Raw genomic sequence first — 12,066 nt, 5'->3', positions numbered from 1 at the left:
TCGCTGGTAGAGCCTGTTTAGGCCAAGACGCGCAGGGCCGCTTCGAACAAGCGCAGACCGTCCGTGCCGCCATGCGCCACGTCAATCGCCCGTTCGGGGTGCGGCATCATGCCCAGCACATTGCCAGCCTCGTTGAGCACGCCCGCGATGTTGCGCGCCGAACCATTGACGGTTTCGGCATAGCGGAACGCCACGCGGCCCTCGCCTTCGATACGGTCGAGCGTATCGCTGTCAGCAAAGAAATTGCCATCATGGTGGGCGACGGGGATATTCAGCGTTTCGCCCGCTTGATAGGCCGAGGTGAATAGCGAACGATCATTTTCGACCGTCAAGCCCACCGTCCGGCAAATGAAGTTCAGTCCGGCGTTGCGCATCAACGCGCCGGGCAGCAATTGTGCCTCCGTCAGGACCTGAAAGCCGTTGCACACGCCCAGAACCGGCACACCGCGCGCCGCAGCAGCGGTCACGGCCTGAAGGATGGGGGAGCGAGCCGCCATTGCGCCGGAACGCAGATAGTCACCATAAGAGAAACCACCAGGCAGCGCGATAAAGTCAACACCATCCGGCAAGTCCGTGTCGCGGTGCCAAACCATGGACGGGGCGCGGCCCGTAACCTGTTCCAACGCCACGGCCATATCGCGGTCGCAATTGGAGCCGGGGAATACAATGACAGCGGTTTTCATGGACACTCTCCCTTTCAGGGACGTTCGATGCGATAATTTTCGATCACGGTGTTGGCCAGCAACTTGGCGCACATCGCATCCAGATCAGCATCCGATATAGTGTCGGCGACGTCCAGTTCAATGAAGCGACCTGCGCGCACGTCCGATACACCTTCGAAACCCAGACCTTCCAACGCATGGTGGATAGCCTTGCCTTGGGGATCGAGAACACCCGGCTTGAGCGTCACATAGACATTCACTTTCATGGGGGCGGTGCCTTTTCATTAGGGGGGCGGGATATATGGCGCGCCTATGCCCGCGAATCAGATGACGGGCAAGGGGCAAGCGCCAAAAGCGCCGAAATATGCCGTGCAAATTGCATCCGATAAAAATGCGAGCCATTCGCAAATTTCTTGTTGCGAATATTTCGCACTAGCCGTAACAGAGGGTTATTGAGAAGGATTCGCACATGGTTGTTTGTGTCTGCAACGCAATTAAAGAACGTGACTTGCGCGACGTGGCGCGAAGTGGCGGCTTGCGGTGTGCAAAGGCAGCTTATGCGCAAATGGGTCGCAAACCCAAATGTGGTCAGTGCCTGCCATTCGCTCGCAATATCATCAGCGAGCTGGACGCAGAGGGTTAATTTCCCTTAGTTTTCCGCCATTTTTGAACTGGATTGATTCGGCAAGAGCGCCTATAAAGGCGCCACGATAAACACCAGTTACAAGATGGAAAACGACCATGAAGGGCGACGCCAAAGTCATCGAGTTTTTGAACGAGGCACTCAAGAATGAGCTGACCGCGATCAACCAATATTGGCTGCATTATCGCTTGCTCGACAATTGGGGCGTGACGCGCTTGGCCGCCTTTGAGCGCGAAGAATCCATTGACGAAATGAAACATGCCGACCGTTTGGCCGACCGCATTTTGTTTTTGGGCGGCCTGCCCAACTTCCAATTGCTGGGCCGTTTGCGCGTAGGCGAAACGGTGGAGGAAATTCTTCACGCCGACTTGGCGATTGAGAATGAAGCGATTCCCCTGCTGCGCGATGCCATAGAATATTCGGAAAGCGTCCGCGATTATGGCAGCCGCGATTTATTTGCCGATATTTTGCGCAGCGAAGAACATCATGTCGACGAGCTGGAAAAGCAGTTTGAGATGATTCAGCGCATGGGTCTGGAAAATTACATCCAACTGCAATCGCGCCCCGTCGCGGAATAAACAGCCAATATTGGTGACAGCAAAGGGTGCCCCCATGGCGGGTGGCACCCTTTTTTATGTGCGCGATACAGACCATATCCTGTCACCGCCCAGCCATGTCAGCGGTAAGGCCCCCTAGCCCCGATAATATCAGCCGGTTATTTGCCAGCGGCTTTCCAAGCAACAATATAGCTAAAGGGGAGCAAAATTACAGGCAAAAACAGCAGAAAAAATACCGTAATTCCATTGATATCATTTGGATCTTGCGATGCGCCTGCAAAATGGATGAGCCAAATAGCATAGGCTATCAAAGCGAAGGGAAGCGCCCCGCCGCCAATCAGGAACGGCAGCAATTTCATGCGCCCCCGCCCCAACCTCCCAAGCGCGATGGTGAACGGCCAAGCCGAACCGACCAACAGCAATATGCAAGATATGAGGAATAAAATGCTGATCATGTGCCGTGCCCCGTGCATCCCATGAAACATGCTAGGCGGTGTCGCCAGTCATGATCAATGGCGCAGATAAGCGATGCGCTTCCATCCTGCCTATTGGCAGAACAAGAAAGCCTCGACCTACCCTGTCGGACCAAACGGACAAGCCAGACCAAATAAAATTTAATGGGCCAGCGATGTCGAAAATAGGTTCATCACAATGACCCCGGACACGATCAGCCCCATCCCGATCATCGTCGCGACATCCAGCTTTTGGCCCTGAAACAGCCAAGCAATGCCAGAGATTAACACGATACCGAGCCCCGACCATATGGCATAGGCTATGCCCGTTGGGATGGTCCGCAAAGTTAGGGAAAGGCAATAAAAAGCCACGCCATATCCGATGACGGTAACCAAACTGGGGACGAGCTTGGTAAATCCATTGCTTTCCTTCATGAAACTTGTCGCAATAACTTCCGAAACGATAGCGATAGCGAGATAGAGATAATTCACGTCGCGCTCCATTATGGGCAGGAAACGCATATGGGAACCATGATGCGCCGCCTGAGAGAAACAGGTTGACGCCGCGGCGGAGAAGAACCCTCAGTGGGGCGCAGGAGATACCAGCCTGCTACTCTATTCTCGGCAGATCGCGCATAAACCGATTGAACTGGCGTGTCACGTGCAGAGCGCGGGCGTGACGGCAGTGATATGGCGGCGGGCTGTTCCCGACAGATCCCCATCGCGAAAATCGCGGGAACGGCCATGGTTGAGCCATTTCTAGGACGGCGCGCGGAATCGCAGATGGATGAGCGGATAAGCCCTTCCCTGCCCGTCCAATTCTGAACGGCCAATCGGTTCAAACCCCAAATGTTCGTAAAATCCCATTGCCGCGATATTCTGCTCATTCACATCGACCGTCAGGTCGGGATGATCGGCGACCGCTTGAACGACAAACGCTTTGCCAATGCCTTGGCCGTGACAGTCTGGATGGATAAAAAGCGCTTCTAAATGCCCGCCGTGCAGGAACATAAAGCCCTGCGGCCTATCGCGATCATCCACCGCAAGTTGCAAGCTGATGGTCGGGAAAAAAGCCAAAAGCTCCTCTTCGATAGCTAGCCTGTCGACCGGCGAGAGGAAGTCATGCGTGGCGTCAACCGCGCTGCGCCAGACGTGCATGATCTGAGGGAAATCTGCGGCGGTCGATGTTCTAAATTTACCCATGATCATGCTTAGCCAAGCGACGCATGGGATTTCAAGCGGGTATTTGAAATAGCAAAATTTGCGGGATGATATGGCAGCGGGGGTGAAAGGGACAGCATATATCCACGGTTTTCTGCCGATCGTAAAATAATTTGTGAGGTGGAGCATTTTTCATTTGAGTTTGAGAGTCATTCTCATTAGCAAGATGAGGCAGTCCCCTCCTGCCGGTCATCAAATTGATGACCGGCATCTTTTTCCCCCTGATGGAATCGGATGAAGGGAATGCTTTGGTCGGCAATGAAAGCTGCTGCCCGACCCGCCGCCGTAGCCAGATGATGCGAGAAAGAGGCGATATGGAAAGCAAGACATTAACCAACCTGCTGAGTGCCCAGCCCCTTGTTCGCGACCTCAACCCATTGGCCGCGCAGACCGTCGTGGCGCTGCGTTATGCCATTTTGTGCCGCAAGACGGGGCATGACCCTGTACCGCAATTGGCCCGCCGCTGGGGCAACCCGATGGCGGCCCGCCGCTTGTCGGTGTTGATCGAGGCGATTGGCCATATTTGGCCCGACCCCTTTGCCATTGCCCCGCCTTGCTGTTCGCGGGTGAGCTTTGATGAGGCGCTGTTCGCGGCGATGGTCAGCGCGACCTTCTTTGGCGATCGGTTCAGCTTTGATCAGATGAGCGCCGAAATGCTGAACGGTGACGAACGCGATATGTTGTTCGCTTGTATCCAAAATTTCCTGCGCATTGCGCCGCCGCATTTCCACTAAGCACTATGGTGCGCAGCCTGCGCCCGTAACACGAGCATCGGCCGAGATTTTGGGGGACGGGACCAAGCCAGCCGCCTGCCCCCATTTGCCCATTTATTTTGCCGCAGCCGCAGGTTGATATTTGTCGCTGACCGCTTTGATCACCACAGCCTTGTCATCCAGAAAATAGCGCTGGGCAAGGCGCTGGATGTCGGCGGGGGTGGTTTTCAGCAATTCGGCTTCGGCCTTGTTGATGCGGTCCAAGCGTTCGGGCTTGCTGGATGCGATGCTGACATAGCCCAGCCAATAATTATTTTCGCGCCGCGCCTTGGCGCTGGCTTCCATCAACGGTTTACGGGCGCGGTCCAGCAGATCTTCGTCGATGGGCTGTTCGCGCAATTCCTTGGCAATGGCAAAGATGGCGGCTTTGGTCGGTTCAATTTGACTGGCATCGACATTGCTAGCGACGCTGATGCGGCCAAAATTGGGATAGATGCTCGACAGGCTGACCCCCGCACTGGGGCTGTAGCTTTCGCCCAATTTCTCGCGAATCTCCTCCAGCAGTTTCAGGGACAGCACCCGTCCGAGCAGTTGCAACTGCTGCGATTCAGCCAGATCGCTATCGTCGCGGGCGGGCCAATGGACGCGCACATCGGCTTGGTCGGCGGGGCCTTTGTGGATCAGCGTTTTTTCGCCAAAGTCGGTGGTGAAAGCAATGTCGCGCGCCGATGTGCGCGGGTCGAATTGCGCGCGGCGCTTGGGCAAGGCACCAAAGCTGTCGGCAATCGCCTTGATTGCGGCGGCTTCGTCAACATCGCCGACAATGCCGATTTCCACCGCGCCATGTTGCAGATTGTCCGCGATGACGGGAGCTAGACTTTTCCAGTCCAACGACATCATTTTTTCAAGGCTGGGGGTCAGCATGCGCGGGTCTTGGCCCGTCAAAATCGCGTCTTGATCGCGGCCAATGACAGCGGCAGGTGTAGCGTCCATCGCGGCATATTGTTGTGGGAAGACGCGGCGCATCATCGCCAACCCATCGGCGCGGTAACCGGGGTGGAGCAGATAGGCGGCCATGACCTTGGCTTGCAGTGCCAAGTCTTGCGGCGTGGTCGTCGCGGTGCCGCCGAAACTGTCGGCAGACATGCCAAAAGCGGGGCTGATGGTGCGGCCCGCAAAGATGCTGCGCAGATCGTCAAAGCTGTGTGCTTGCAGCCCGCCAATCGCCAAAGACGCAGCCAAAGCCACACGGGTCGGGTCGTCGCGGGTGGCCATGAGGGTGCCGCCATCGACGCGCATCGAAATGGCGACGCGGTCCTTTTGGAATTCCGTTTGTTTAATGTTCAGCATGACGCCATTGGCAAAGCGGATGCGGCGAATGCCAAGGTCGGCCACCCGTTCATCATGCACAATTTTACCGGCCTTGCCGATTTTGTCATAAGCGAAGGTCGGCACCGCTTTATTTTCGGCGGCGATGACAGGCACCGCTTTGGAGGCTTGGTAAGCGGCCAACACCGCCGCCTCTTCGCCCGCAATCGCCTGTTTGGAGGTGATGCGGATCAGCGGTTCACCCAAGCCTTGCATTTGGGCGCGCAGTGCGTCGGTGACGCTGCGGGCGGTAATCTGAGGCTCTAGCCGTTCCAACAGGGCCAGCGATTGTTCGGGATGGGCGAACACATGCTCATTTTGCACGGCGGAGATCAAGGCATCGGCCAAAGACTGGCTGCGCCTTGTGCTAGCATTGGCCACGGCGTTGCGCAGCGCGGTGCGTTGATTGGCGAGTTGTTCCTGAACCTCTGCCTCTGTCACATCAAATTGCGCGATGCGGCGTTGTTCTTGTTCCAGCAAAGCCAGCGCGGCCTGCCATTCCCCTTCGCGCGCGGCGGCAGCGAGGGAGAATTGGGTGAAGCGTTTCCAACCGCTGCTTTCGCCGATGCTGCCGCCCAAAATCGCCGCGTCTTCGCCCGCCGCCACTTTGGCGAAGCGGCGCGAGATGATGTTTTGGCCGATATTTTCCAAGACCAAGCGGCTGCGCTTGGCGATGCTGTCGGCCTCGTTGCGGTAGGGGCGCAGATAGTTGATCGACACCACATCCTGAATGGCGGGGTCGACAAAAATATCGGCGGCCAAGGGACGTTTAAAATCCAGCGAACCCAAATCAGGATCGGGCGCGCCCTTGCCAGCGGGTTTCCAGTCGGCAAAGCGGGCCTTGATCTTGGTCTCCATGGCCGCAGCATCCATATCGCCGACCACAATTAAGGTGGTGCGTTCGGGGCGGTAATAATCAGTGTAAAAATCGCGCAGGCGCTGGGCGGGGGCGTTACGAATGACCGCTTCGGTGCCGATGGGCATCCGGTCAACCAAAGTCATGCCATGATATAGAAAGCCAAATTGCTCCACCAAATTGCGCAGGGCATAAGTGTCGCGCGCGCGGCGTTCGGACAGGATGATACCGCGTTCACGGTTGACGGCATCGGGCGCAATGGTCAGTTCGCTGGCGGTTTCGCGCATCAGCATCAGGCCGGTGTCGATCAGATCGTCCGTGCCTTGGGGCAGATCCAGCTTAAATTCTGTGGCGTCAAAGCCGGTCGAAGCGTTGGTGTCCGCGCCAAAGGCTAAACCCTTGCGTTCCAACAGCTTGATCATTTCACCTTCTGGAATAGATTTGCTGCCGTTGAAGGCCATATGTTCCAAGAAATGCGCGAGGCCGCGTTGGTCCTCCGCCTCGGCCAGACTGCCGATGTTGACATGCATCCGCAGGGAAATATTATTTTTCGGCGTGTCGTTTTTCAAAATGGCATATTTCATGCCGTTGGGCATTACACCGAACAAAACAGCCGGGTCGGCGACCACATCGCTGTTGGCGAATTTCCAAGCGCGCGCGGCGTCGCTTTGCGGATTGACGGGCTGTTGGGCGCTATTGTCAGCCGATGCGGCGCGGAGCGGCGGGGAAATGGTGACGGCCAGCAAGGCAAAGGGCGAAAGCGCCAGCGACAGGCGGCGGAAATAAATAGCTTTCATAGGCCGAAAGTGGACGCTTGCCTGCATCAGGTCAAGCAGCGATTACGGCGCGCCAAGCGATGGAAAACAAGGCTTAAAATACAATAAGGGACGGATGGCATCACCGCCACCCGTCCCTTATTTTTGCTGCATCGTGCGCCGCAAGGGCGGCTTGCTTAGCTTTTCTTTTTGCGGTGGCTATCCAGATCAAGGATCGCGGTTTCTTCATTTTCGGGCATCAAGCCCAAACGGCGCGCCACTTCTTGATAGGCTTCGACTTCACCGCCCAAATCGCGGCGGAAACGGTCCTTGTCCATCTTTTCGCCGGTGGCCATATCCCACAGGCGGCAACCATCGGGGCTGATTTCGTCGGCCAAGATGATGCGGCTGAAATCGCCATCATAATGACGGCCAAATTCCAGCTTAAAGTCCACCAGACGAATGCCAACAGCAGCGAACATGCCGCTCATGAAGTCATTGATACGGATGGCCATGTCTTGGATGTCATGCAGTTCTTCCTGCGTGCACCAGTTGAAGCAGGCGATATGTTCTTCGGCGACCAAGGGGTCACCCAAGGCGTCATCCTTATAGCAATATTCGATCAAGGTGCGGGGCAATTGCGTGCCCTCTTCGACGCCCAGACGCTTGGTCAGAGATCCAGCTGCGACGTTGCGCACCACCACTTCGATGGGAACAATTTCCACCTGACGGATCAATTGTTCGCGCATGTTCAAACGGCGAATGAAATGATGGGGAACGCCGATGTTGCCGAGCATGGTAAACACATGTTCGGAAATACGGTTATTCAGCACGCCCTTGCCGTTGATGGTGCCACGTTTTTGTGCGTTGAACGCAGTGGCATCGTCCTTGAAATATTGAATGAGCGTGCCGGGTTCGGGACCCTCATACAGGATCTTGGCTTTGCCTTCATAAATCTGGCGGCGACGGGCCATGGGCGCAATCTTTCTGTCGAACCAAAATATAAGCCCCGTCATAGCGACTCAACGACGAGATGCGATGACGGGGCGACGTCGCTGTCCCATAGCGATAAAGCGGTCCCACGTCATCATCCGTTAAACGCACAAGTGCCGGCGAGCATAAAAAAGCTGATGCACATGGCCCTGCGCGCACCATCATGGCCGGCTAAATCCATGAATTTCTGTCTGTTGATTGGGACCAAGGACCGGAAAAAGGGTTTATATTTGCGCAGAATCCCCCTCTCGGCTTGCTTCCGTTGCATTCCGTTGCAAAAAGCAATGCAACAAGATGGGAGAGAGATATGAGTTTCGAGCAGATTCGCCTCGATAAGCAAGACGGCATCGCGATTTTAACATTGCATCGCCCTGATAATATGAATGCTTTTACCGGCCAGATGATGGCCGAAATCATCGCCGCGCTGGACGAATGCGATGCCGATGATGCCGTGCGGGCGGTGGTATTTACCGGTTCGGGCGACCGTGCTTATTGCGCTGGCGCGGATTTGGGCAGCGGCGCGGAAACATTTAATTATGATAGTCGCACCGACAAGCAGGAACTTCTGCCCGATGGCACACCCGCCAGCCCTGTGGCGGATGACGGCACCATTGATTGGACCCACCCGCTGATCCGCGATGGCGGTGGCCGTGTGTCGATGCGAATTTTCGAATCGAAAAAACCCGTATTGGGCGCGATCAATGGCGCAGCGGTGGGCATTGGCGTGACGATGACCCTGCCAATGGATGCCCGCTTGGCCAGCACCAACGCCCGTTTCGGATTTGTGTTCGCACGGCGCGGCATTGTGCCCGAAGCGGCATCAAGCTGGTTCCTGCCCCGCTTGATTGGCATTACCAATGCGGTGGACCTATGCTATTCCGGCCGCTTGATTGGCGCGGAAGAAGCGTTGGAAAAAGGATTGGTGCAATCGCTGCACGAACCCGGAACTTTGGTGGACGCCGCCATCGCTAAGGCCCGCGAAATGACGCAGCATAGCGCGCCTGTTTCCATCGCCCTGACCCGTCATATGATGTGGCGGATGTTGGGTGCGCCGCACCCCATGAGCGCACACCGCTGGGACAGCCGTGTGATTTTTTCGCGTGGGCGCAGCCCCGATGCGGCCGAAGGGGTGATGAGCTTTTTGGAAAAGCGGGAACCGAATTTCCAAGCCAGTGTCGCCGCCGACTATCCTTATTTCGCGGAATTTGAGGATATGCCGCCTTATTAAAGGGCCGTTTATTGAACAATCCGATTCTAGGGGACGGCAGGGGCAATCTGCCGTCCCTTTTTTATGGGCCCCGGTTAATCGCTGGTGCCGATCAGGGGCAACGCTTTCAGTCGAAAAGACAATATCCCGCCTGACGTGCCAGTTCAGCGAAATCTATCGCGATCTATGCTGCAAACCGCCCTAAGGCCGCTCGCAACGGGGCTTTCATCGCAGATGCAAAGCATGATAGGGCGTGGCTATGACTGTAAAGCCTGTTTCCCAATCGCCGCTTCCCAATGCCGATGATTTGATCGCCGAAATGGGACATAAGGCCCGTGCTGCCGCCAAAATATTGGCGATGACGCCAACCGCCAAGAAAGCCGCTGCCTTGATGGCCGCCGCCGCCAAGCTGCGCGAACAGGCCCCACAAATCTTGGCCGCCAACGCGCTAGATATGGACGCGGGCAAGGCCAATGGCCTGACCAGCGCCTTGCTCGATCGGCTGCGGCTGGATGACGTTCGGCTGGAAGGCATTGCCGACGCGGTCGAAGCGGTGGCAAAATTGGATGACCCTGTTGGCGCTGTCATCGACGAAGCGGTACGCCCCAATGGCCTGCATTTGCGCCGCGTCCGTGTGCCTGTCGGCGTTATTGGCATTATTTACGAAAGCCGCCCCAATGTGACCGCCGATGCCGCTGTCTTGGGCGTGATGTCGGGCAATGCCGTGATTTTGCGCGGCGGCAGCGAAGCGGTGAATAGCAACCGCGCCATTGAGGCCGCCTTGGCAGCGGGCATCAGCGAAGCAGGCTTGCCTGCGGCGGCGGTGCAGTTAATCCCTGATCAAGACCGCGCCTTGGTAGGCGCATTGCTGCGGGCGCAAGGCGTGATTGATATGATCATTCCGCGCGGCGGCAAGGGGCTGGTGAAGCGCGTGCAAGACGAAGCGCGGGTGCCAGTCTTGGCGCATCTGGACGGCATTTGTCACAGCTATATCGACGGTGATGCCGACGCCGAAAAAGCCATCGCCTTGGTGGTGAACGCCAAAATGCGCCGCACGGGCATTTGCGGTTCCACGGAAACCATTTTGATCGACCGCGCCTTTGGCCCCAAAAAAGATGTGGTCAACGCTTTGATGACTGCTGGCTGCGAAGTGCGCGGTGACAAGGATATGGTGGCGATCAGCCCCCATGTGACGCCCGCCGATGCCAATGATTGGGATAGCGAATATCTGGACGCCATTGTTTCCATCGCCGTCGTCGACGGGGTGGACGGCGCACTGGCGCATATTGACCGGCACAGCAGCCGCCATACCGATGCGATTATCACCGAAAATGCCGACCATGCCGCGCGTTTCTTGAATGAAGTGGACAGCGCCATTGTCATGCACAATGCATCGACCCAATTTGCCGATGGCGGCGAATTTGGTTTGGGCGCGGAAATTGGCATTGCGACGGGCCGATTGCATGCACGGGGTCCGGTGGCGTTGGAAGGGCTGACCACCTATAAGTGGCAGGTACGCGGCACGGGCCAATTGCGTCCGTGATCTTGACGGCTGACCAGCCATGATCACCACCGGATTGCTGGGCGGAAGCTTTAATCCTGCCCATGGCGGCCACCGCGCCATCAGCCTGAACGCCATGAAGGCCTTGGGCTTGGACGAGCTATGGTGGTTGGTGTCCCCCGGCAATCCATTAAAGACGGCGGCGGGAATGGCCCCTCTGCACATACGCGCCGCGTCAGCGCAGGACCAAAGCCGACGGTCGCCCATAAAGGCGACCACTATCGAACAGACATTGGGCACCCGTTACACGGTTGATACCTTGGCCGCCTTGCAGCGACGATATCCGAATCGTCGTTTCATCTGGATCATGGGCGCAGATAATTTGCAGCAATTGCCGCAATGGCGGGAATGGCGCAGAATCGCCCATTTGATGCCGATTGCGATTATTGCGCGACCAAGCTATAATGGCCGAACCCACGCCGCACAGGCGATGGGCTGGCTGCGGCCTTATGTCCGTTCCGCTGACCAGAAATTGCATTGGACGAATTGGAGAACCCCTGCCCTCGTGTTCCTGCGTTTTTCGCCCGATGCGCGATCCGCAACCACATTACGGCAGGCAGACCCCCGCTGGTTCGAACACTATGCTCGGCGCGTTATCCGCGATCCGGTTACGCATCGATTGCTCGGCCTAGGCAAAAGGAAAGGTAAAGCTTGACAGCCGCCAGTAAGGATGCCGCGCCCGGCGCCGCTCCTCTGAATGACAGCGTGGAAGCCCTTCACGCATTGATCCTCCACCAATTGGATGAGGATCAGGCACAGGAAACCATTTCCATCCCGCTTGCCGGAAAGAGCAACATTGCCGATTATATGATAATCGCAAGTGGCCGTTCGACGCGCCATGTGTCTGCGATTGCCGACAAATTGGCCCAGCGGATTAAGCAAGAAACAGGTCAGCCTGTTCGTGTCGAAGGACTGCCCAACGCCGATTGGGTTTTGATCGACGCAGGCGATGTGATTGTCCACCTGTTCCGTCCCGAAGTTCGCAGCTTTTACAATCTGGAACGCATGTGGTCCTTTGGCGATGCACCGCCGCCGCCGGCTACGCCTGCGATGTCGCCATACGCAAATTGACGCATCT

14 protein-coding genes are annotated in these 12,066 nt (G+C 56.8%); 7 read left to right on the top strand and 7 right to left on the bottom strand.

Going from position 1 to position 12,066, the window contains the following annotated elements; genetic code table 11:
• Nucleotides 1–17: 17 nt before the first annotated feature.
• A complete protein-coding gene (gene purQ, locus LKO31_RS05380; protein WP_227689113.1) occupies nucleotides 18–683 on the bottom strand; it encodes a phosphoribosylformylglycinamidine synthase subunit PurQ in 666 nt (221 codons plus the stop codon).
• 14 nt (nucleotides 684–697) lie between these two features.
• The gene (gene purS, locus LKO31_RS05375; RefSeq protein ID WP_227689112.1) at nucleotides 698–928 is read right to left on the bottom strand and encodes a phosphoribosylformylglycinamidine synthase subunit PurS; all 231 of its coding nucleotides are present in this window, start codon (nucleotides 926–928) and stop codon (nucleotides 698–700) included.
• A 203-nt stretch (nucleotides 929–1,131) separates the two neighbouring features.
• Here purS and LKO31_RS05370 point away from each other — a divergent pair, with 203 nt between their 5' ends.
• Together LKO31_RS05370 and bfr are read left to right on the top strand one after the other, a co-directional pair.
• Nucleotides 1,132–1,305: a (2Fe-2S)-binding protein gene (locus tag LKO31_RS05370; protein ID WP_227689111.1), complete on the top strand. Its 174-nt coding sequence runs from the start codon at nucleotides 1,132–1,134 to the stop codon at nucleotides 1,303–1,305.
• A 98-nt stretch (nucleotides 1,306–1,403) separates the two neighbouring features.
• A complete protein-coding gene (gene bfr / locus LKO31_RS05365) occupies nucleotides 1,404–1,883 on the top strand; it encodes a bacterioferritin (RefSeq protein ID WP_227689110.1) in 480 nt (159 codons plus the stop codon).
• Nucleotides 1,884–2,020: 137 nt separating this feature from the next.
• Here the strand turns inward: bfr and LKO31_RS05360 are convergent, their stop codons facing one another.
• The 3 genes from LKO31_RS05360 to LKO31_RS05350 form a co-directional block, all read right to left on the bottom strand.
• Nucleotides 2,021–2,221 (bottom strand): hypothetical protein, encoded by a 201-nt coding sequence (locus LKO31_RS05360; RefSeq protein WP_227689109.1) that lies wholly within the window; start codon nucleotides 2,219–2,221, stop codon nucleotides 2,021–2,023.
• A 255-nt stretch (nucleotides 2,222–2,476) separates the two neighbouring features.
• The gene (locus LKO31_RS05355; protein ID WP_227689593.1) at nucleotides 2,477–2,818 is read right to left on the bottom strand and encodes a DMT family transporter; all 342 of its coding nucleotides are present in this window, start codon (nucleotides 2,816–2,818) and stop codon (nucleotides 2,477–2,479) included.
• Nucleotides 2,819–3,073: 255 nt separating this feature from the next.
• Complete coding sequence (locus tag LKO31_RS05350) at nucleotides 3,074–3,517, bottom strand: acetyltransferase (RefSeq protein ID WP_227689108.1); 444 nt, start codon at nucleotides 3,515–3,517, stop codon at nucleotides 3,074–3,076.
• A 218-nt stretch (nucleotides 3,518–3,735) separates the two neighbouring features.
• On the opposite strand from LKO31_RS05350, the gene LKO31_RS05345 reads away from it, so the two are divergent.
• Nucleotides 3,736–4,269 (top strand): addiction module antidote protein, encoded by a 534-nt coding sequence (locus LKO31_RS05345; RefSeq protein ID WP_227689107.1) that lies wholly within the window; start codon nucleotides 3,736–3,738, stop codon nucleotides 4,267–4,269.
• A gap of 93 nt (nucleotides 4,270–4,362) precedes the next feature.
• Here the strand turns inward: LKO31_RS05345 and LKO31_RS05340 are convergent, their stop codons facing one another.
• Entirely contained in the window at nucleotides 4,363–7,269 is a 2,907-nt protein-coding gene (locus LKO31_RS05340; protein ID WP_227689106.1) for a M16 family metallopeptidase, read from the bottom strand.
• Between the two features lie 155 nt (nucleotides 7,270–7,424).
• Nucleotides 7,425–8,201: a phosphoribosylaminoimidazolesuccinocarboxamide synthase gene (purC, locus tag LKO31_RS05335; protein WP_227689105.1), complete on the bottom strand. Its 777-nt coding sequence runs from the start codon at nucleotides 8,199–8,201 to the stop codon at nucleotides 7,425–7,427.
• Nucleotides 8,202–8,527: 326 nt separating this feature from the next.
• Here purC and LKO31_RS05330 point away from each other — a divergent pair, with 326 nt between their 5' ends.
• The 4 genes from LKO31_RS05330 to rsfS all read left to right on the top strand — a co-directional run bounded on the left by LKO31_RS05330 (nucleotide 8,528) and on the right by rsfS (nucleotide 12,059).
• Nucleotides 8,528–9,448, top strand: a complete 921-nt coding sequence (locus tag LKO31_RS05330; RefSeq protein ID WP_227689104.1) for a crotonase/enoyl-CoA hydratase family protein — start codon at nucleotides 8,528–8,530, stop codon at nucleotides 9,446–9,448.
• A gap of 238 nt (nucleotides 9,449–9,686) precedes the next feature.
• On the top strand, nucleotides 9,687–10,970 hold the full coding sequence (locus LKO31_RS05325) for a glutamate-5-semialdehyde dehydrogenase (protein WP_227689103.1): 1,284 nt from the start codon (nucleotides 9,687–9,689) through the stop codon (nucleotides 10,968–10,970).
• A gap of 19 nt (nucleotides 10,971–10,989) precedes the next feature.
• On the top strand, nucleotides 10,990–11,643 hold the full coding sequence (locus tag LKO31_RS05320) for a nicotinate-nucleotide adenylyltransferase (protein WP_227689102.1): 654 nt from the start codon (nucleotides 10,990–10,992) through the stop codon (nucleotides 11,641–11,643).
• Nucleotides 11,640–12,059: a ribosome silencing factor gene (rsfS, locus tag LKO31_RS05315; RefSeq protein ID WP_227689101.1), complete on the top strand. Its 420-nt coding sequence runs from the start codon at nucleotides 11,640–11,642 to the stop codon at nucleotides 12,057–12,059. Before LKO31_RS05320 ends, rsfS begins: the two co-directional genes overlap by 4 nt.
• Nucleotides 12,060–12,066: the final 7 nt, after the last annotated feature.

Origin of the sequence: Sphingopyxis yananensis (genome assembly GCF_020687785.1) — a bacterium.
Taxonomy (GTDB): Bacteria; Pseudomonadota; Alphaproteobacteria; order Sphingomonadales; family Sphingomonadaceae; genus Sphingopyxis; species Sphingopyxis yananensis.
Note: the sequence above shows the minus strand (reverse complement) of the source record. Positions and strands in the feature narration are given on the sequence as shown.